Here is a 22,175-nt window from a genome sequence, read left to right on the forward strand (position 1 = left end):
GCGTTTTGGATAGTTGCATTAAATTTTAGTAATTCATCTTTTCTGCGATGCTAGACTGGCCATGGCTTTCAATTACTTTCGCTATTTCATTTTGCTCTTGATGCCGCAAAGAAGATATCTCTGTGCAAATTTTATCTTGTACATCGAGAGGCATATGCATGTTTTCCATGAACATTCTTATACTGAGCATATCTCCTTGATCAAACAATGAGGCGAGTTCTTGAGCTTCATATTCAACGAGTGTATTCATAGCGTTTCCTCCTTAATGTTTAATCAATAGCAGACTGGCAGCGACTCGTTAGATTTTTATCGTATGAGGAGGTAACTACGCCTTATATAAAAAGCCGAACTGAAAGTCTTTCAGTAATTACTTTCAGTATTAGGCTCGAAAACACTGTTTTCGGTGACACAGCTCCGTTTGAGTGAAAGTTTTGTGTAATTTTGTGATCTGGATTGGTATTATGGCGCTGAAGTATTAGAACTTCTCGAAATTCAAATTGTAGTGCTTTGCCGTTGTCTTTATTGATTTCGCTGAAGTGTAACCTCAATCATTAGGAGCGATTATGGAAGTTCAAGAATACCAAGATGCGTACTATCAAGTAAAAGATGACGTTGCTGAATCTCTGCCATTTGAGGCAGAAGAAGAGGCCTGTATTGATTAAGCCTAGAGCTTAACAAAGAATACAAAGTGGGCGGAACCAGTATTGTTAGGTGAACAGCTAAAATCTGTCGCTTAACGAAGGGAATTCCGCCTTTTTTATGGGCGTAAATAACCGCTGTCATTGGCGGGATTGTCTAGGCTTAGACGTTAAAGCCGCTCCCTACATACACTTCCTTGGCGTACAGTCTAAATTGCAACATGCAACTCTATTGCTTTTCCAGTGTATCTATTATTTCTCTACCTTGAGTCGTGTTTGAGCCCGAGGCGTGCCTACTACTTTATCTATCCCCCTGTTTTGGTTACTTTTGTTGATAAATAGTCGCTGAAAGCAAGTTAACGCCAAATGTGATGGGCTGAACTGATGACAACCTAAGATCTATCTTATATCTAGTCTATTTTTAAGTTTGATTTGCTTGACCTGTCTACAACTTTATAGTTTAAGGTAGCGCACTCTCAAAACCTTAGGTTGATAATGTACAAAATTTCTGAGCTCGCACGAGCAGCTGGCCTATCGAGAACAACAATATTGTACTACGAAAAGATAAATCTCATTCGTGGTCAAAGGTTAGAGAATCGTTATCGTGTGTATAGCGATGATGATCTTCAACGGTTGCGTCTCATACAACAATTGCAGGCGGGTGGATTGACCTTAAGTGAGTGTAAGAAATGTCTTGATGCAAAATTGGATCGGCAGCTATTGCAGCAACGGCTAAACAAGTTAGATCAAGAAATTCGACAAAAACAGCAGTCTCGGCGTTTGCTCGCAGGGTTAATGGGAGAGGGGACGATGACAGATTGGCATGGTGAGCTAGGCAAGTTAGCTCCTGATGCTCATTTGGATTGGTTGAAACGTCAGGGTTTTAGTGAAAAAGAAGCGTTACGTTTGAGGTGGTTATCAAAAGATATGAATGAGCATGATTTATATATGGCTGACTTTATGAAAGTGTTTGAGCCGCTAGAGTACTGGGGACCTGGTAGTCCGAGTGATACACAAAAAGCTTTTGCTTTTGTACCAATATCCACAAAACATATTTTGGAGATCGGTTGTGGACAAGGACTTGCGACTCAAGTCCTGTTGACCATTAGTGACGCTGCTGTGACAGCGCTCGACAATGAGCAGCCAGCGCTCGATCGTTTAATGTGCAAACTCCAGCAACAAGGGTTATCAGACCGGGTACAGCCCGTTTGTGCAAGTATGACGTCTTTGACATTTTTAGAGAAAAGTTATGATGTGATATGGGCAGAAGGCAGTGCTTACATTATGGGTGTCGAACAGGCACTACAAAAGTGGCGGTTAATATTATCAGATGATGGTGTGCTGGTTTTTAGTGATATGGTTTGGCGTACGCAGACACCAAGCCCTAAGTCTCAAGCGCTATGGCTACATGATTATCCAGATATTCAAACGGTCCCCACACGATTAGCGCAAATCAAGCAGGCAGGGTATGCAGTTGTTTCTCATTTTGCGCAAAGTGAACAAGCTTGGCGCAATTACTATGAGCCGTTGCAAGCTCGAGTCCACGCTTTAGCGGATGATATGCTCACCTCTCGTGCGATACAAGATATACAAAATGAAATCGATGTATGCACTGCCTTTAATCATGAGTTTGGCTATCATGTGTTTATTGTACAAAAGAAATAAAAAGGCGGTGGGTTGAAACCTGACCGCCTTTATATTGTGGGGAGTTGTGAATATTGCTGTCTATGTTAGCCGTTCACTTTAAACTTCTCAGGAACTATCTCTACAATGACCCATTTTTTTTGTTTTTTATCTTTGATTAAACGAATGGTGCGGTCGTCCAACCAATTCTGACCCCCTTTAAGTCCTTTCATTTTCACAACAACGGTGACGTCATCGGTGAACTTACGGAAGAAATCAATACTGATCTCTTCAATTTCCATCTCCACTTGTGTCATTGACAGGTTGAGCATATGACGCTGAACGGAGCCGGCAATGTGATAGTGATCGAGTAGCTCTCTTAGATGGTTGTCCACAAAAGGCTTGGCTTTTTGTACATCGCGATCTACGTATATTGCAGTAAAGAATCCAAGGGTGACTTGCTCTGGACTGAGTTGGCCACTTTGCTCAGGATTAGATCCCCCACAAGCAGTCAGAAACAATATAAATAGGGGTAAAATGAATTTGTACATAGATAGCAATCATGATTACGATAAAACAGCAGTATCTCGATAAATAACAGCCGACGCAAGATCAGCATGCTTTAGAAGGTGAGTTATTTACACTTTTAGGGAAATGTTTTAACGGCATCAACGCCATACCAAACCCAATACTGTATCTGCTCTTATGAAGTGTGTAAGGTTAGCAAAATAGGATTCGACTTGATGCCGGTTTGCTGGGGTTATAGAAAAAACCTCAAGACTTAGATTGGTTGTAAATTAATCAGTTGCCCGTTGTTTTCTTGACACTTCGCCCTTGAAGGCGCATAGATAGGGGATTGCTTTGTAAATGTTATCCACAAATTCTGTGGACAAGTTTGTTGAAGACTATTTTTGCAATGATTAACTCGTTGAATTTAGTCGAGTAAAACTGCTGTACAATTTTTAGCGTATGCAGTGTTTATCAATATAAATAAAGCACAATAAAAAAGAGCCTGTCATTTGACAGGCTCTTTTTGTTATCCAATGTAGCGTGGCTGATTAGCCTTGAGTCGCTTGGATTGCAGTCAATGCGATGGTGTAAACGATATCGTCTACCAATGCACCACGTGACAAATCGTTCACTGGCTTGCGCATACCTTGAAGCATAGGACCAATACTGATGAGGTCCGCACTACGCTGTACCGCTTTGTAGGTTGTATTACCAGTGTTTAGGTCTGGGAATACAAATACAGTGGCTTTACCAGCAACAGGGCTGTTTGGTGCCTTAGAGCGTGCAACGTTTGGCATAACCGCAGCGTCATACTGAAGAGGACCGTCAATCATTAGATCTGGACGCTTCTCTTGTGCTAAGCGTGTTGCTTCACGAACTTTATCAACATCAGAACCAACACCTGAGCTACCAGTCGAGTAACTGATCATCGCAACGCGAGGGTCAATACCAAATGCAGCAGCAGAGTCTGCAGATTGAATCGCAATATCAGCAAGTTGTTCTGCGGTTGGGTCCGGGTTAATTGCACAGTCACCATATACAAGCACTTGATCCGGCATCAACATGAAGAAGATTGACGATACAAGGCTAGAGCCAGGAGAAGTTTTGATTAACTGTAGTGGCGGACGAATCGTTGCTGCAGTTGTGTTTACAGCACCAGAAACGATACCGTCAACTTCACCTTGAGAAAGCATCATTGTGCCTAGCACCATGTTGTCTTTCAATTGTGCTTTTGCAACGACTTCGGTCAAGCCTTTGTGGCGACGAAGCTCAAGCATTGGCTCGATGTAGCTGTCACGAACAAGCTCTGGGTCAACAACCTTGACACCTTCACCTAAAGTTACACCTTGCTGCTCTGCAATACGAGTGATCTCATCTGGGTTACCCAGTAGCACACAGTTTGCAATGCCGCGCTCAGCACAGATAGCCGCAGCTTTAACTGTACGAGGCTCGTCACCTTCAGGTAGAACAACAGTCTTTTTCGCTGCACGTGCAAGCTCTGTAAGCTTGTAACGGAATGCTGGTGGAGATAGACGGTGCTCGCGTAAAGAGTTTTGTGTGACATTTTCGATCCAAGATTGGTCGATATGGCTTGCAACGAACTCTTGTACTAATTCGATACGGACTGAATCATCTACAGGTACTTCATGGTCGAAGCGGTGGATGTTCAATGCAGTCTGCCAAGTATTCGTTTCAATCAAGAATACAGGTAGGCCTGTTTCGAAAGCTTGTTCACAAAGCTTTAAGATTTCTGGCTCAAGCTCGTAGTTACCAGTGAGAAGTAGGGCACCAATTTTAGTACCGTTCATTGCAGCAAGACATGCAGCAACAACTACGTCAGGACGGTCGCCAGAAGTAACAAGTAGAGAGTCATTGATGAAATGCTCAAGAATGTTCGGCACGCTACGCGCACAGAATGTTACTTTTGATAAACGACGAGTATTCATTTCACCAGCGTTGATGATGCGTGCACGTAGGTGCTTCGCAAGATCAGATGCACGAGGAGAAACAAGCTCTAGGTTATATGGTACACAACCTAAGATTGGCATTGCTGTATCAGTTGGCATTTCAAAAATGCTCGTTTCAGCAGTACGCCCCGTATCTTGATGATCAAATACTTCAGATAAATCTGGACGGGCACGGCCTTCACTGTCTACTGGTGCGCCAACTTTGTTGATCATTGCACCAATAAGACGCTTGTTAGATTTGCCACCCCAAGCGTTGTAAGCAATCTCTAGGCGATTTCTTAGACCTTCTTGGCCATCGTTACCTGGAGTTGCTACGAAGATAACGTCCGCATCAAGCGCCTTAGCGATTGAGTGGTTGATGTCATCAACAAATGGGTGGTTGCGTGTTGGCACTAAACCTTCAACGATAAGCGTTTCAGTGTTTTCTGCGCGATCTGCTGCACGAGCAATGATTTGCTCCATAAGTACATCAGTTTGATCGCTACGAATAAGTGCTTCAGCGTGGCTCATTTCAAACGGCTCTAATGGATTAACCGTTGGAGATTTGCTCAAAATCGTCGTAGAACGCTCAGGACCATGGTCATGAGGACGTTGCTGAGAAATAGGCTTGAAGAACTGCACTTTTACGCCGTGACGTTCTAGTGCGCGAACCATTCCTAGGCTCATTGACGTTAGGCCAACTCCTGTGCCCATAGGAATTAACATAATATTACGAGACATAAAAACCTCTTATATTCGAAGCTCTGTAACAGAGTTTCTAGCTAGAATGCTAAATTAAAAAGCCGCCCGTTGATGAGCGGCTTGAATCATTTACGCGTTGATTAGCGTGATTGAATCTTCAGCAATAACCCACTCTTCGTTTGTTGGGATAACCATAGCAACTGTACCTTCGTCGCTAGTGATTACGCCTTCAGCACCGAAGCGAGCAGCAGCGTTACGCTCTGCATCAACGTTGAAGTTGAAGATTTCAAGCAAGTTCAATACTTTTTCACGAACAAGCATAGAGTTCTCACCGATACCACCAGTGAATACTAGAGCGTCAAGACGACCGAGTGGTACAGTGTAAGAAGCAATGTATTTCGCTAAACGGTAGCAGAATACGTCGTGAGCTAGCATTGCGCCTTTGTGACCTTCTGCAACAGCAGTTTCGATACCACGGCAGTCGTTAGTCAGTTCAGAAATACCTAGCAGACCACTTTGCTTGTTCATCATCGTGTCAACTTCAGCAACAGTGTAACCAAGCTGAGTGACAAGGTGGTTTACGATAGATGCATCAACATCACCACAACGTGTACCCATAACAAGACCTTCAAGTGGTGTCATACCCATTGAAGTATCAACACTTTCACCGTTCTTCACTGCAGTAACAGAAGCACCGTTACCTAAGTGAGCAACGATAACGTTAGTTTCGTTAACTGGCTTGTCTAGAACTTTAGCTGCTTCGCGGCTAACGAACAGGTGGCTAGTACCGTGCATGCCGTAGCGACGGATTGCGTTTTCGCGGTATAGCTTGTAAGGAAGCGCGTAGATGTACGCTTTCTCAGGCATAGTTTGGTGGAATGCTGTGTCAAATACAGCAATTTGCGGTAAATCTGGGAAAGAAGCTTGCGCCGCACGAATACCGATAAGGTGAGCTGGGTTGTGAAGTGGCGCTAGAGAAGCACACTCTTCGATACCTGCTAGTACCGCGTCATCGATGATTACAGACTTAGTGAATTTCTCACCACCATGTACTACACGGTGACCAATTGCTTGAATTTGTGCTTGTAGCTCAGGTTCTTTAGCTAGAATTTGAGTAACGATGTACTCAACAGCTTCACGGTGTGCAGCGAAACCACCTAAAGAAGCTTCACCTTTTTCTCCGTGGGCTTGCCACTTGATGCGAGCATCTTCTAAGTTAAAGCATTCAGCTAAACCAGAGATATAATCTTCACCTGAAGCTGCGTCAATAACAGCAAACTTTAGAGAAGAGCTGCCGCAGTTAAGTACTAAAACCAGTTTGTTGGACATGTTAAACCTTTCGCCTTTAATTTATTGTTGCATCCTTGACTCAATTTTTACTTCAACCATATACGCCGTTGAAGCCCCTTTTTGTGGTCGAAAAACGACCGTAAAGCTAATTTTGCAAGTGAACGCCTTGGGGCGTTCTTTTGTAATGTGTTAGAATGTGAACAGTGTCCACGTTCTAGGAATTCATTTGCGCTTCAATCCGGTTTCAACCATGAAAGAAGGTCGTCGCTATATGCGAACTTGGCCAATGGTGCGCCAATTAGGCTTTTATTTTCCTGAGTATCGCGTGATACGCGCCACCCAGATTGCTTTACCCGTAATGCCTTTTATGGCTATTTTGGCGGGTTTAAGCCAAATTTATCTCTACGGTTGGAATTTTCTACCGCAGGCAATCGCTCTCGCTTTATTTTTTATTAGCTTGCCCGTTCAAGGGCTTCTTTGGTTGGGGTTACGTGCTCGCCACCCTTTGCCTTTAACTTTGCTTGATTGGGGCAATGAGTTAACTGCCAAATTGGCTTCTATGGGAACTCATTGTCCGCCCCTTGGTGCAAATGCTTGCTATCTCGATATGGCCATCATTTTGAAAATGGCTTTTGAGCGCGTCGATGCAAGTTATTGGGAACAGCATTTGCACTAATTAAGATATTGACTTAGTACGCTGCGTTGATGCCGGCGTCGGTAAATATCTTTTTAATCATTTCCATTGTTTCTTTGTTTGGTGGAGAGATTTCATCTAATTGATATTCTTCACCCATTGCTTCCCATTTATGCTTGCCTAGTTCGTGGTATGGGAGGAGCTCTACTTTTTCCACGTTCTTCATCGGCTTGATGAACTCAGCGAGTCTTTTGGCTGATCCTTCATCGTCTGTATAACCACCTACGACCACATAGCGGATCCAGGTTGGTTTGTTGCGTTTTGCCAAGTATTCAGCAAATTGCAATGTTCTATGGTTGCTGACTTTCGTTAAGTCAATGTGTCGGTCGTCATCAATATGTTTGATGTCGAGTAACACTAAGTCGCTGTTATCTAACAACTCATCAATGATTGGTGTGTATTTGCGCACAAAACCATTGGTGTCTAAACAGGTATGAATTCCTTCTTGGCGACAACGCTTAAAGAGTTCATTCACAAATTCTGCTTGTAATATCGCTTCACCGCCACTGGCAGTCACACCGCCACCACCGGCTTCAAGAAAAGGGCGATAGCTGATGATTTGGCTCATCAGCTCATCGACCTGTATTTCTCGTCCACCATCTAAATCCCAGGTATCACGGTTATGACAATACTGGCAGCGCATAAGGCAGCCTTGCATAAAGGTTATAAACCGTATGCCTGGGCCATCCACTGTGCCAAAGGATTCCACGGAATGAATCCGACCTGTAACTGTCATTGCGACTCCTGTATCAGGCAGCCCCATTGAGGCCGCCTGTGATTTAGTGAAAAGGGCTAAATTATAGGCCTTTGGTGAAAGTACGAGTGATAACGTCTTGCTGTTGCTCTGGAGTCAGTGCGTTGAAACGCACTGCGTAACCAGAAACACGGATAGTTAGCTGAGGATACTTGTCTGGGTTAACAACTGCATCTTCAAGCATTTCGCGGTTCATAACGTTCACGTTCAAGTGTTGACCACCTTCACGAGACTGGTTATTAGCGAAGTAACCGTCCATTAGAGACGCTAGGTTAGCGCGACGACCAGTGTCATCTTTACCTAGTGCATTTGGCACGATAGAGAAGGTATAAGAGATACCGTCTTGAGCGTGAGCAAATGGAAGTTTAGCAACAGAAGTCAAAGACGCGACTGCACCTTTCTCATCACGACCGTGCATTGGGTTAGCACCTGGAGCGAATGGCGCGCCAGCTGGACGACCATCAGGCGTGATACCAGTTTTCTTACCATATACAACGTTAGAAGTAATCGTAAGGATAGACTGGGTAGCAATTGCGTCACGGTACATCTTAAGGTCACGGATTTTCGCCATGAAGCGCTCAACTAGGTCACAAGCGATGTCATCTACGCGAGCATCGTTGTTACCAAATTTCGGGTAGTCGCCGCTGATGTCGAAATCAATTGCAATACCGTCTTCGTCACGGATAGGCTTCACTGTGCCGTACTTAATCGCAGACAGAGAGTCAGCAGCGATAGATAGACCAGCAATACCACATGCCATAGTACGCTTCACATCACGGTCATGTAGAGACATAAGCGCAGACTCGTAAGAGTACTTGTCATGTGAGTAGTGAATTGCGTTTAGAGAAGCAACGTATTGCTTAGCTAACCAATCCATTAGCGTGTCTAGACGGCTAAATACGTCGTCAAAGTCAAGAACTTCAGAAGTGATCTTGTCAGAAACAGGACCTACTTGTGCTTTAGAAAGCTCATCAACACCACCGTTGATTGCATAAAGCATAACTTTTGCAAGGTTTGCACGAGCGCCGAAGAACTGCATGTGCTTACCAACGATCATTGGGCTCACACAACATGCAATTGCATAGTCGTCTGATTCAAAATCGTTACGCATTAGGTCATCGTTTTCATACTGGATAGAGCTAGTATCGATAGATACTTTCGCACAGTACTCTTTAAACGCTTGTGGCAAAGCATCAGCCCAAAGAACAGTGATGTTTGGCTCAGGGCTTGGACCCATGTTGTAAAGCGTGTGTAGGAAACGGAAACAAGACTTAGTCACCATAGTACGGCCGTCAAGACCCATACCAGCCATAGTTTCAGTTGCCCAGATTGGGTCACCAGAGAACAGTTGATCGTATTCTGGAGTACGTAGGAAACGAACCATACGTAGCTTCATGACGAAATGGTCAACCATTTCTTGCGCTTCAGTTTCAGTGATAACACCGTTCTTCAGATCGCGCTCGATGTAGATGTCTAGGAAAGTCGAAGTACGACCTAGAGACATTGCAGCACCGTTTTGGCTCTTAACAGCAGCTAGGTAGCCGAAGTAAGTCCACTGGATAGCTTCTTTAGCATTAGCAGCAGGACGAGAAATGTCTAGGCCATACTTAGCAGCCATTTCTTTCATTTGACCTAGTGCACGGTGTTGCTCAGCAATCTCTTCACGAAGCTGCATGGTGTAAGTAAGGTTTTCACCAGCTTCGAAGTCAGCTTGTAGAGAACCGAATTCCTTGTACTTTTCAGCCATCAAGAAATCGATACCATATAGTGCTACACGACGGTAATCACCAATGATACGACCACGGCCGTAAGCATCAGGCAAACCAGTCAATACACCAGACTTACGACAAGCTAGAATTTCTGGCGTGTAGATGTCGAATACACCTGTGTTGTGAGTCTTACGTAGCTCAGAGTAGGTGTACTTGATGTCTTCGTTTAGAGTGCGGCCGTATGCTTTGCAAGAACCTTCAACCATACGAATACCACCGTTAGGTAGCATTGCACGCTTAAGTGGCTTCTCAGTTTGTAGACCAACGATTGTTTCTAGGTCTTGGTCGATGTAGCCAGCGTCGTGAGAAGTGATGGTAGAAACTTTGTCAGTATCAAAATCAACAGGCGCGTGAGTGCTGTTTTCAATTTTGATGCCTTCCATTACTTTGTCCCACAACTTTGTTGTAGCTTCAGTAGGGCCGGCTAGGAAAGACTCATCGCCTTCATAAGGAGTGTAGTTCTTTTGGATGAAGTCACGAACGTTAACTTCAGATTTCCAATCGCCCGGTGCGAATTCATCCCACGCGCTTGCAAATAGTTCGGTTTTCTCTGTCATCGTACTAATACCTTCTTGTTGAGTAAAGGTTATTGGCTATCGACTTAGGCTTAGCCCTGATGGTCGACGTTTACCAACCAATAATGATGTCCCACATATTGTTTCTGAGGGCATAGTCTTACTTATGCCAGCACAAACAATCCCTAAAACATTCGTTCTAGGTGAATCCCACTAACTGATAAAACTGAGGTTCTAACAATTGGCAAAATTCGTTATTTGTAATCTGACCTGCTGGCTATTTGAGTGAGTCCTAAATGCAATAGCAGATGTCTCAGCAAATCGTCAGTAAACCGGATTACGGTTATATGTTCGATGACCAAATAATGAATTAATCACCGACACAAATTCTGTTTGAAAAACGATAGATTCAACAATTCATTTGTTCGTCATATCGACTTTCTAAATCTTGTTTACATGCGTCTCGATTTTTACAAATGTTGAGACGCTTTATCCTGTTTAGTTGATTAGGGAAATTTCCCCTCAACACTCGCAGTCTTAAAATTGGTAAGACCAATTTCCCATATATATTAGCACATCCCCTTTTTACGAACATCTTTTCAGCCCGTTTTTGGGGGGCTTAATGCTAATTTTGCTAGCCAGTTAACAATTTCTTTTGGCTTTGTTCTGTTCGAAAATTGCCTAGCTCGCCTTAGATCACACTTTGCAAATCCGCTTAAAATTTAACCTGAAATGTTAAACAGACTCTATGTTTCACAATTTGTTGAATTTTGTTGCTCGGCTCCTGTTGTTAACAAGATGTAGCGGGTGGTTTAGCTTTCATTAATTAAAGCAGTTGAAACGAGGTTCGGCTAGAAAATAACCAGCCGAACCATCATGCATTACGAATTAAAGTAGTGCAGGGATACCTTTAATCATGCCAACTGCAAGCATTGCTGCTAGACAGATAGAGAAGGCAAGACCAGGAATAACAACGCGGTCAGCGAAAGAAAGTGTCTTAGGACGCTCTTTATCACCAATTAAGCCATTGTTATCTAATAACATGGTAAGAGCCCATGCTAGAACTGGGTTCGATACGAATGCTGCAAAGATACAGATACCCGCAGACTGGCTGCTTGCTGTGTCTTTGACCATTTGTAGACCCGCTTCAAGTAGAGGTAAAAATACACCTACAAGAAGAGCGATTGACATCACTGGGCGCCATACCGTTACATCCATTGGGTAACCAGCTACAGCAACGATGATACAAAGTAGGCCGAGTAGAATCGCACCACCTGGGATTGGACGTTTCGCAATCGCAGCTGGGATCATGTACGTACCCCAAGATGAAGTAATGTTACCGCCACCAAGTGCAGTACCAACCATTTGACGTACTGAACAAGTTGTCATGGTGTCATCAACATCCATCAATACTTTTTCAGTGCCTTTCGGGTAGTTCAACTCTTGGAAAATACGGTGACCTAGGAAGTCAGGAGACCACATTGCTACAGCTAGAATTGCAAATGGTAGAGATGCAATAAAGTGTTGCATGTTTGGTAAACCAAGCTGCCAACCTTCCTCAGTAGAACCCCACCAGTAAACTGGGTTTAAGTTAGGGATACCAGGAGCGGTAACAAACTGAAGGTCAAGTCCAGCACCTAGTCCGAATGCAATGATAATTGCTGTAATCGAACAAAGTGGGATGGCTAACCAACGTTTTTCAAACTTCGCTAGTACAGAGTAAACAACAACGTTCACCAATAGGATGAAGAACGCGACGTAGCTTAGGCTGTAATCTAACGCATGTTTAGCTTGGAGGCTGTCTGCCCATGTGAACAAAGAACCAATTTGGCTTTTCGAACCCATAAACCCTAGGAATACTAGGAGACCACCGGCAACCCCGCTACTGGTGAGGTTAACCAGTTTGGAGCCCCCCTTGAAGTAACTGAGCAAGAGGCCAAATATACCAAGCAAGATTGCAAGTGCTAGAGGGTGAGCACCAGCAAGTGCGATTGCGCCAATCAATGGGATCATTGGGCCATGGTTACCAGCCAAGTTAGCTCTTGGGTTGATAAAGCCTGAACTGATGACACAGAATAAAAGGGCAGGGATAAGCATTTCAACTCGAACAACTGAAATAGCAAATTCAGCGCCTAAGTTTACATGGTCCCACTTTTCAGTTAAGCCTGCGGCCCAAGCTGCCATTACTGCTGAGTACATTACCGTAATGCCGATGGTACCTGCGATTGCAGGAACTAAATCTTCCCACTCAAAGCGGAAATCACGACCTGGTAAGTTTAAACCCCAGATTTTTGGCTTCATGATCTGTAGTTCATGATCCAAATAGTCACTGCGGCTTTCAAACTCAGATGATGGACGGTGCAGTTCGCTATAGCTTTGCTCTGAAGCGTCCTTTCCTTCTGATTTTACTGTTTTAGACATAGTTTCTCATTCTCCGAAAAGGCTAGCGACATTGCTCATCTCTCTGTTGAATGATCCTCAGAGCGACTTTGTAGCAATAACATGACTTAAATGTTATAGCTCAATCTCGTTAACCTTTGCTGCATTTTGACCAAGGATTTGAAGTAGCTCTTCTTCAGTGGTCTGAGATGCAAGTATGGTTCGATAGTTCTTATTTAAAATTGGTCAGACCAATTTACCTCTAAAATATTAACACACTCGCCATTTCCGGACACCTTTTAGGGGCTTTGTTATAAGGGATTTGGGAGCGAGTTAACATTTGCACTCTGAGCGATATGGGCTGGAAAAATCAGGCACACTAATTGCGTTGTTTTATTGTTCACATTGTCTGGCAGATTGTGGCTTAGGCAGGGTTATGTGGCTGAATGTGATCAATATAAATAGTCACTATCAAATTTGTAGATAGATCGGTTTATAATTTTAACAACTCTGTGTTCGATCGGTTCGTCGATCAGAGGGCTTGCTTTCGATTTCCCCTCCTAAATATGAGTAAAGCTAAGAATATGAGACGTTTTTTAATTTCTCAGTCTGCGATGCTTTTACATTAAATATGGGGTGGGTTTGAGTGCTCTAAACAACAATTGATACTCAGTATCAATTGTTGTTTTTCAGAGTCCGCTCGTTGTGGTGCCAGATGTAGGGCACGTATTCTATAAAAATGCCAACACGATCACGCTCAGTTTGGCGCAGCACTTCTGCTTATTTCTCGCGAAGACAGCGCAAATATTCTTAGATTGCAGTCCATCAATTCCATTGATGCCTTTCTTAAAAATTTCCAAATATTATTTTTGGTTTTTTACTCCTATTCTGATTGCGAGCCTAGAACTTAACGCAATCAATCAAGGAGTTAATTATGAATGTAGCAGGAATTCATTTCTCTACTTATGGGAGCCGCAATCCAATGCGGGTACTGTTATGAGTGGGGCCAGCGTTGAGCAAAGTGCACTACTGCAAAGGTTTCGAGCAGAGCGATCTAATCACCTCGTGGCAATTGAACCTTCGAAAGTAGAGACGCCTTTTGACAAAGCTGCAGTATTTGGTCAGGCAAAAGTGACTAAACATAAGGGGCAATCATTTGGCTTAGCTATATTTGCCGGTGCATTTATCGCACTCGCATTTATTTTTTACCTTACGGTAACAACAGGCTCAGAACCTGGCGCATGGGGTTTGGTTCGCTTTAGTGGTGGTATCGCATTCAGCATGGGGCTCATTTTAGTCGTGGTGTTGGGTGGAGAGTTATTCACAAGCACGGTACTTAGTGCCATTGCTTGGGCTCAGAAACGTGTGACGACCGGTCAATTGCTAGGCTGCTGGACAAGGGTATATTTCGGTAACCTGGCGGGTGCACTTTTGATCCTCACGTTAGTCATGGCATCCCAGCTTTATGGTTTAGACGGCAACGCTTGGGGTCTTAACGCCCTTCATGTTGCTCAACATAAAATTCACCATAGCTGGGGGCAGGCCTTTGCACTAGGAACCTTGTGTAACTTGCTGGTGTGTTTAGGCGTGTGGATGACGTTTAGCTGTAAGGATGCACTTGCCAAGGCTTTATTGCTTATCTTGCCTGTGGCCATGTTTGTCAGTAGTGGTTTTGAACATAGCATTGCCAATATGTTCATGGTGCCCCTAGGGATTGCTGTTCAAAATTTTGCCGGAGCGGAATTCTTTACTGCACTGAATATCGCACCTCAGAAGTTTGCGGATCTGACAATTTATAACTTCGTTTTACATAATCTCATCCCAGTCACATTAGGCAATATTCTCGGTGGCGCTGTATTTGTGGGGCTTGGTTACTTTTGGATTGACTCAACCAATAACCAAGCGCCCAGTGCACACCCCTCGCTGCACGTGAGTCCACAATCTATGCATGCTGTAGAAAGCCACTTAATCACAGCTAAAACTCAATCTAATGCAAAAATTCAATATCAACCAAGTCAAGAGGACTTAGTCATGAAAAACAAAATTCAAAAACTTATCGTTAGCGAACTTATGGATACAAAACCACTTGCTTTCTCTATTGATACGAATATCTATCAAGCGCTGATAAAGCTCGCTGAAGCCAATTTACGCAGCGCTCCTGTTGTTGATAAAGATAAGACTTTGCTTGGCTTTGTCTCCGAGCAGGATTTAATGCGCTCACTTTGGTCTGAAGAGTTTGCGTCTCAGCTTCCGATCACGATGAAAGAAATCATGCAAACTAAAATGTTGACGGTGACACCAACAGAGAAGGTCGTTCAATTATTAGAATTTATGGTGGTTGATAAAGATAAGTTGTTCCCAGTAACGGGATCCGGTATGTATATCAGTGGGGGCTATCAAAGTTATGAAGAGAGATTGAAAGAAGCGGCTGCGAATGCGCCGAGCGCTTACCCTGTTGTGGAAAATGGTCGTTTATGTGGTGTTATCCGCCGAGATGCACTAATGCAAATGTTTGCCAAGCTTTATAGCCCTAAACATGATGGCATCACCCATCCAGCGGATCACAAAGCTGTTGCTTAGGCTTGATTCACGTTAAGTAAAGGGGGCATCAGCCACCTACCATCAAAGGCTAGCATGTTGCTAGCCTTTTTTTATTGGTAAAGTGCTTAAAACCGTTTGTTTTTAAAGCGCTCTTTAATCATGCGCCTGGCTTCAGATAATACGCAGTCTCTTAATGGGTTCTCGCCAGAATCATTGCGCCATACGAATGAGAGCGTTCGCTTCATATCGAGCTGTGGTGTCGGCAGGATCACCAAGGTGCCCGCAGCAACATCTTTCTCAACGTCTAAAAAGGGAAGGCTGCCGATATAGGGGCCGTGCTTTACCATTGATTTGAGTACAGGAACTTGCTCATACTCTTTCCAGACATTGATGTTTTCAATCAGGCCGTGGAGTGCGCCATCAAATATTCTTCGTGTACCAGCGCCTTGTTCACGTAAAACCCACTTCGCTTGCTCTAATTGTGCAAGATTGACTTCTTCGTAATTTGCATAAGGGTGGTGTGGTGCGGCCACAATAACCAGGTGGTCATCGACCCAGTTTTCTTGGTGGATACGGCTATCATCAGAGCGGCCTTCAATAATTCCTAGCTCATAATCATAGTTAAGTATGCCTTCGATCACATGGTCGGTGTTTTCAACCATCAATTCTATTCGGAGTTCTGGGAAGTCATTATCAATCTTACTGATAAGATCGGGTAACAGATGTTCCGCTGCTGTTTGGCTGGAACATAGCTGAAAAACACCACTGATCAGCTGTTGATCATGTAATCCCAGTTCAATTTGTTGTGCGTCTTGCAGCAAGCGTCTTGCCCTTGGTCTCAGCCAGCTGCCCCAGTGGCTCAGGGTTAACCGGTTTCCTTGTCGAGTAAAAAGAGGTCGGCCAAGTAGGCTTTCTAGTTGTGACAAAGACATGCTAACTGCGGATTGAGTCATGGAGAGCTTTTTAGCTGCGGCACTAACACTTTCAAAACTGGCAACGGCATCAAACACCGCTAATTGCTTCAATGAATACTTCAACATAGATTCCACTTCCTTTTGAGCTCGGTGCCAACGAAAGGCTGCTAGCATATCAAATAAGTTGATATCTTTACTGAAATTAATTTTAGAGCTTCGCCTGCAGCGCAACAAGCTCGATGGATTTCCATTCCTCGAAAGTGTGCAGCTTCTTAGAAGTCAGGTGATAGTTTGCGAGCTAGGTAGCGTTTTGGCTATGCATAAAAACAGAATTATATTAACCACTTATAGGTAGTTAAGTCCTGAAATCAACCGGTTTTTAAAAAGGAGCGAGCAACTTGGCTGCTTTATTTAACAACTTTTGCCGATAGCGAAGCATATTTTAGCGTTATATATTTCTTAATACTCATATTGAAAACGCTAATCTGAATCGGATTATCAATAATTTTTAACCCTAGGCCGTACGATAAACTCTTGGTGAATCGTAAAAATGATGAGCAAAGATGACTCATTCGATTGTCACTTGTTGAAATGAGATAGGCTTTAAACAGCCATAAATGCTGATTCTAAGGTTTGCTGACTGCGTGGTGACGGTGCGCTCAAATTTTGTGTAAGTTGTGTTGTCGAGCAAAAAACAGGGTTAGGGGAGAATTATTTCATCGCTAAAACGTTCCCAAAAAATGTGAATCATTTGCTTAATGGGCCACTGCAGTTTGAGCGGTAAAAGCTCGGCAATCAATATGGAGCGCTCAGCACTTTGGGCTAAACGTTACCGACTCAATGTTGCTGCAGCGCGAATTCGTGAACCCGTCGTAGCAGTTGGAGCGTGTTGCCCGCATCGGAATAACTTTGAACAAGCGCAGCTTGACGATTTACATCAATACATACTGCGTGATGCGGTCAGCCCGTACTATAAAAGCAACTCGGCTTTTAGTTACTGCTTGGCTGCGATGCATTCGCTGGGCGAAGATGGTGAAATTCAGTTTCTTTGTAGTAACCGGGTCTTAAATCACTGTTAGCCACAGCCGCAGCCGTTTGAAAGAACAATGTCATATCTTCAAGCGCACCACTTAAATCCCAATCGGCATGGTATTCATCGCAAGTGTTGTGATAACAGCCTTGCATTTTCTTTTGCATTGCTTGCTTATAAGTCGCAGTTTGTTCATTGATAGGCTGTTTGCCACCACGGGCATATATTGCTGGTACGCCAAGCTTTGCAAAGCTGAAGTGATCGCTGCGGAAAAAGCCACCTGCTTCGGGGCGTGATTCAGCCGTTGTATGTCTATTTTGGATTTTTGCTGCGCTTGCAATGATTTCTTCTAAGTCTGATTTACCTTTACCTATGATGGTGAAATCTTTGGTTCGGCCATAGACATTAGATGCGTCAATATTGATAACAGCAATGGTGTCATCAATGGGGTATATAGGGTTGGCGGCATAATAACGAGAGCCTAGCAACCCTTGCTCTTCACCCGTAGTCGCGATAAATGTCAGGCTTCGCTTGAGCGGTTTCCCTGCTTTAGCTTGCGCAGTGAACTGACGCGCCATTGCTAGTATGGCAGCAGTACCAGTGGCATTATCTAATGCGCCGTTATAAATCTGATCGCCTGTTAAAGCAGGGTCTTTGCCAAGATGATCCCAATGGGCTGTAAAAATTACATGCTCACTAGCAGCTTCAGATCCGGGTAGCGTTGCGACTACATTGTAGCTATTGGTATAACTAGCACTATTTTCAAAGTGAATATCAGCATTGTGTTGCAGCGCAATTTGAGTTGGTTGCAGAGATGCTTTATAGGCAATGCTCTCAAAATCTAATTGAGCTTTGCTAAAAACATTCTTTGCGGATTCAAGACTCATCCAACCTTCGACTTGTAAGTTCTGATGACTGGTGCCTGTCAGATCCTGTTGGGGGCCAGTCCAGCTATTGCGGACCACAGACCATGGGTAAGCGGCGGGTTTGGTTTGATGTACAATGATTGCGCCGAGCGCTCCTTGCCGAGCAGCTTCTTCAAACTTGTAGTTCCAACGGCCATAGTAGGTCATGGCTTTTCCGTTAAATCGCTTTGATTCCGGATGAGCAAAGCCTGGGTCGTTCACTAAGATCACCGCGATTTTTCCACGCATATCTATGCCGTGATAATCGTTCCAGTTATATTCAGGCGCATGAATGCCATAGCCAACAAATACTAACGGGGCCCCTTTAATGTTGATTTGCGGGATATCGTTGCGACTACCTAAAACAACATCTTGTTTATGGACCATGGGAATCCCCGCCATAGTGACTTGTTGAACCTCACTTGCGGTATAGCTCACCATGGGCACCGCTTGTAAAAAGCTACCTTGATTGGCTCCAGTCAGTCCCATTTCTGAGAATGCAGCACTTAAATAATTAATGGTTTGTTTTTCGCCATAGGTTGTCGGCGCACGCCCTTCGAAAGCATCTGAAGCTAAGGTTTGGATATCCTGACGGTATTTGGCTTCATCAAAAGTGACCGGTGCAAATTGAGTTACGGAGGAAATGTCTTGATTTGTGCCCTGGAGTTGGGAAAGCGAGCAGGCGCTGAACAAAAAAACCATCAAAAAGGGGAAGGTACATCGTTTGAGTAATGAGTACATAGTAGGGTTCTATTCTTTTAATTTTTAGATAGATAGCCGCGGTAGCGGAGCGTTTGCCAATATCATGGTCAAACGGCTTTCGAACCGCAAGTATCAGACTGTTTCCAAGTGTTACATTGGTAGCTTTATCTCAATTTCTACACCCATATGTTGTTGCTGTGCGTTTTGGCGGTTGCATGCAAGAATTGTCCCTTGATGAAAATCAACAATAAGCCTTGCTATATAGAGTCCAAGCCCGAGGTGAGGTTTGTCTTGTGATTGTTGGCGGCGTACAGAAACCATCGACTCAAAAATTTGTTCCGCCATATTGTCTGGAAGCTCAGGGCCAATATTGTTCACGGTTAAGTTGGCATATTTGCCGTGAGATCCGTGGTTCAAGCTGAGATTGATCTCAATGGGTTTATCGTCTTCGCTAAATTCAATGGCGTTGGCAATGAGTTTGTCCATCAGTTGGGCAATATATTCAGGGACGCCATGCATTATGAGTTTGTCGTCAGGCACGGCGATGTTAAAGGTATGCTGAGGATATGTCATCTGATAGCCCTGAACACACCCTTGTATGACTTCAGTGAGAGGGAATTCGCTCGTTTCTGCTTGGGATAAACTCTCTTCAAGGCGCGTGGCTTCACTTAAATTATTGAGGATCATATTGAGTCGATTTACCCCTTCATGGGCTCGATCAACGTATTTCTGCGCGTCAGGGCCTAGGGACTGTAAGTTCAGATGCTCTAATGATGAACGCACGACGGCGACAGGGGTTCTGAACTCGTGGGATAAACGAGAGCCCATGTTTTCGAGATAGTGGGTATACTGGCCCAGCCGACTGACAATATTGGCAAAGCTTCTGGATAAATCACCAATTTCATCACGAGTTTTAGATGGAACGATCGCCTGGGTGACACGGCCTTGGCTATCAATGGCATTTTCGGCCTCATCTCGCAAAGCTCGAATACGGCTTGAAATGTTTGAGGCGAAAATAAACAGAGCAAAAGTGCCCATGCTCATGATGGTGAGGATGACATTAAACAGCTTTTCTAACGCTTTATTGCGTAAGGTGCGGATCCCATGAGTGGTTTCTTCGGCAATTACAACACCCATAACTTGGTCGTCTATCCATATTGGGCTGGCTGCGGCAAGTACCACCGCTTTACTGTCGGGAGTGAGGCGCCATGTTGACCCTTTCTTGCCCTTTAATGCACGTTGAATATGGCTGCCTTCCAGCTCGGTGGAGTCTTCTAGAGAATCAATGAAATCTTTAGGGGGTTTAGTTAAAATTTTATAGTACAGGGGTAATAAATAGTCTTGCTTGAATCCTTGCCATAGATTGTTGGGTTTCGCTTCGAGGTTATTTTGAACCCATGCAGTGCTGCTACTGCGAATATCCCCTGACTTGGCCAAGACTCGACCATGTTTATCAACAACCCAAATACGAGAGCTGTTGTGGCTCATGCCTTTAATTATTTGTTCAATTTCTGGAGAGGGTACTAATACCGTGCCGAGTTGGTCCACACTCTCAAGTGACGATGTACCGATGATGGCATCCAGTTGACGCTGACTATATTTGGTGGGTTGTATTGTAGAGTTGCTTGGCAAATTGAGATCGTGAATTGCAAAGCCTAGCTTACTTCCCACCATGGTCAGCGGCATTCGAAACTCAATATTGTAACCATCTTGCGTTTTTTGCCACTGGCCTTGAATGCGTATTTCTGGCTCCACTGGCGTATTGAGAGAGGGGTCGAGAGGAAGTTCAAATGCATTGATCCACCCATCTTGTGTGGTGGCTACGATATAGCGCCGGAATTCGCCGTCAGGCGCTAGCGTGGCGATAGATAAGTGATCATTTTTTGCCACACTGAGGCTATTTTTACTTCGATATAACACCTGCGGATCGCTAACTTGAAAAAAGCCATATAAATAACCGCCATATTTACCGACGACATGGTTAAATTTGACTGTTGATTGGGTTGACTCGTCCCTCTGGAAAATGGCGTGTGTAGTATCGTAGCTAAGTACACGATGTTGATAATCGTCCCAATCATTCAGTTTTCCATCGAGCTGTATAGGGCCTTGCAGCGGGTAGGCATATAAATCTCGCCCTTTTTGCACTTGGCTTAAAAAACTGGCTTGGTTGTTAAATAACTTAGGGCGCTCATGTAATGCTGTGGCAAGTGCTTGTGTTGTACCCTCTAAAGTTTTCTCTTGGCCATACCTTAGGTATTTCTCCATTTCCCACACATATTGGTACCCTAGCCAAGGTAAGCATAATAGGAAGAGAGACAGAATGATGACTTTGGTTCTTAGGCCTATGCGCACATTTAACATTTTTGTCTTGGTTACCCCTGGCTATCCCAGCGATACCCCATACCATAGACCGTATCAATACAGTCAAATGCTTGATCTGCCGACAAAAACTTTTTGCGGATCCGCTTCACATGAGAAGTGATTGTGCTGTCATCAACATAGATCTTCGCGTCCTGCATCAAATCTTGGCGACTGCGAACATGGCCAGGACGTTTAGCTAAGGCATGCACCATCCAAAACTCAGTGACCGTGAGTTCAATAGCGTGTTCCTCCCATTTCACTTGCATTCGGTTCACATCAATAGTTAATGCACCATGTTCAATAATATTGCTGGCGAGTGGTTGCTGGTTGGCGAGCTCTGAGCGACGAAAGAGTGCTGCGAGTCTAGCGATCAAATGCGGAAAGCTCACGTCTTTAGTGAGGTAGTCGTCTGCGCCTAAGCGAAGGCCACAGACCGTATCAAAGTCGCTGTCTCGTGCGCTTAGAAAAATAATGGGCAGTGAGGTCGACATCGCACGCAGAGACTGGCACAAGGTGAATCCGCCATCAATTTCATCTTCGAGGCCAATATCAATAATCGCTAGATCTGGCAGCCGCACTTGAAATGCCTGCATGGCTAAAGGGCGATTTGCATAGGTCTGCACTGCATAACCTTGATGCTGTAGGACATCTTTGTAGTTTTCACGAATAGCCGCTTCATCTTCAACAATTGCAATCCGTTTCATAGCCTCATTATTACCGAGTTGGGGTTACCTTAAGTGGTGACCTATTGATAAGGAATGCTGTGACTATACAGTAAAATATTAGAGAAAAAACTACCGAATCGTGATTGCCATATTGTTGCCACATTTGATGATTGTAATGCCATTTTTGAGCCCGAACACCGACATTTCCATACGGTTTAATACACCTAAGCAAATCAC

At 44.1% G+C, this 22,175-nt stretch carries 14 protein-coding genes; 3 read left to right on the plus strand and 11 right to left on the minus strand.

From position 1 onward, the window contains the following. Positions 1 to 25: 25 nt before the first annotated feature. On the minus strand, positions 26 to 250 hold the full coding sequence (locus tag IEY18_RS11050) for a hypothetical protein (RefSeq protein WP_188920777.1): 225 nt from the start codon (positions 248 to 250) through the stop codon (positions 26 to 28). 883 nt (positions 251 to 1,133) lie between these two features. Here IEY18_RS11050 and IEY18_RS11055 point away from each other — a divergent pair. After that, positions 1,134 to 2,303: a MerR family transcriptional regulator gene (locus tag IEY18_RS11055; RefSeq protein ID WP_188920779.1), complete on the plus strand. Its 1,170-nt coding sequence runs from the start codon at positions 1,134 to 1,136 to the stop codon at positions 2,301 to 2,303. A 65-nt stretch (positions 2,304 to 2,368) separates the two neighbouring features. On the opposite strand, the gene IEY18_RS11060 is transcribed toward IEY18_RS11055, so the two are convergent. From IEY18_RS11060 to ackA, 3 genes are all read right to left on the minus strand, one after another. Beyond that, on the minus strand, positions 2,369 to 2,812 hold the full coding sequence (locus IEY18_RS11060) for a hypothetical protein (protein ID WP_188920781.1): 444 nt from the start codon (positions 2,810 to 2,812) through the stop codon (positions 2,369 to 2,371). 507 nt (positions 2,813 to 3,319) lie between these two features. Then, positions 3,320 to 5,458 (minus strand): phosphate acetyltransferase, encoded by a 2,139-nt coding sequence (gene pta, locus IEY18_RS11065; RefSeq protein WP_188920783.1) that lies wholly within the window; start codon positions 5,456 to 5,458, stop codon positions 3,320 to 3,322. A gap of 90 nt (positions 5,459 to 5,548) precedes the next feature. Further along, positions 5,549 to 6,748, minus strand: coding sequence for an acetate kinase (gene ackA / locus IEY18_RS11070; RefSeq protein WP_188920785.1), 1,200 nt, complete (start codon positions 6,746 to 6,748; stop codon positions 5,549 to 5,551). Between the two features lie 211 nt (positions 6,749 to 6,959). On the opposite strand from ackA, the gene yfbV reads away from it, so the two are divergent. After that, positions 6,960 to 7,385 (plus strand): terminus macrodomain insulation protein YfbV, encoded by a 426-nt coding sequence (gene yfbV, locus IEY18_RS11075; RefSeq protein ID WP_188920936.1) that lies wholly within the window; start codon positions 6,960 to 6,962, stop codon positions 7,383 to 7,385. A gap of 13 nt (positions 7,386 to 7,398) precedes the next feature. Here the strand turns inward: yfbV and pflA are convergent, their stop codons facing one another. The 3 genes from pflA to IEY18_RS11090 all read right to left on the minus strand — a co-directional run bounded on the left by pflA (position 7,399) and on the right by IEY18_RS11090 (position 12,862). Next, entirely contained in the window at positions 7,399 to 8,139 is a 741-nt protein-coding gene (gene pflA / locus IEY18_RS11080; RefSeq protein ID WP_188920787.1) for a pyruvate formate lyase 1-activating protein, read from the minus strand. Positions 8,140 to 8,200: 61 nt separating this feature from the next. Continuing rightward, positions 8,201 to 10,483 carry a formate C-acetyltransferase gene (pflB, locus tag IEY18_RS11085; protein WP_188920790.1) on the minus strand — a complete coding sequence of 761 codons (2,283 nt, stop codon included), beginning with the start codon at positions 10,481 to 10,483 and terminating at the stop codon, positions 8,201 to 8,203. Positions 10,484 to 11,329: 846 nt separating this feature from the next. Continuing rightward, the gene (locus IEY18_RS11090) at positions 11,330 to 12,862 is read right to left on the minus strand and encodes a DUF3360 family protein (protein WP_188920791.1); all 1,533 of its coding nucleotides are present in this window, start codon (positions 12,860 to 12,862) and stop codon (positions 11,330 to 11,332) included. Between the two features lie 954 nt (positions 12,863 to 13,816). On the opposite strand from IEY18_RS11090, the gene focA reads away from it, so the two are divergent. Continuing rightward, positions 13,817 to 15,400 carry a formate transporter FocA gene (gene focA / locus IEY18_RS11095; protein ID WP_188920793.1) on the plus strand — a complete coding sequence of 528 codons (1,584 nt, stop codon included), beginning with the start codon at positions 13,817 to 13,819 and terminating at the stop codon, positions 15,398 to 15,400. 86 nt (positions 15,401 to 15,486) lie between these two features. Here the strand turns inward: focA and IEY18_RS11100 are convergent, their stop codons facing one another. From IEY18_RS11100 to pdsR, 4 genes are all read right to left on the minus strand, one after another. Beyond that, the gene (locus IEY18_RS11100) at positions 15,487 to 16,398 is read right to left on the minus strand and encodes a LysR substrate-binding domain-containing protein (protein ID WP_188920938.1); all 912 of its coding nucleotides are present in this window, start codon (positions 16,396 to 16,398) and stop codon (positions 15,487 to 15,489) included. Positions 16,399 to 17,265: 867 nt separating this feature from the next. Further along, positions 17,266 to 18,951: a M28 family metallopeptidase gene (locus IEY18_RS11105; RefSeq protein WP_373290741.1), complete on the minus strand. Its 1,686-nt coding sequence runs from the start codon at positions 18,949 to 18,951 to the stop codon at positions 17,266 to 17,268. A 111-nt stretch (positions 18,952 to 19,062) separates the two neighbouring features. After that, positions 19,063 to 21,273 (minus strand): proteobacterial dedicated sortase system histidine kinase, encoded by a 2,211-nt coding sequence (gene pdsS, locus IEY18_RS11110; RefSeq protein ID WP_188920795.1) that lies wholly within the window; start codon positions 21,271 to 21,273, stop codon positions 19,063 to 19,065. 11 nt (positions 21,274 to 21,284) lie between these two features. Next, the gene (gene pdsR, locus IEY18_RS11115) at positions 21,285 to 21,977 is read right to left on the minus strand and encodes a proteobacterial dedicated sortase system response regulator (RefSeq protein ID WP_188920797.1); all 693 of its coding nucleotides are present in this window, start codon (positions 21,975 to 21,977) and stop codon (positions 21,285 to 21,287) included. Positions 21,978 to 22,175 lie beyond the last annotated feature (198 nt).

The sequence above is a fragment of the Shewanella gelidii genome, assembly GCF_014647855.1.
Classification (GTDB): Bacteria; Pseudomonadota; Gammaproteobacteria; order Enterobacterales; family Shewanellaceae; genus Shewanella; species Shewanella gelidii.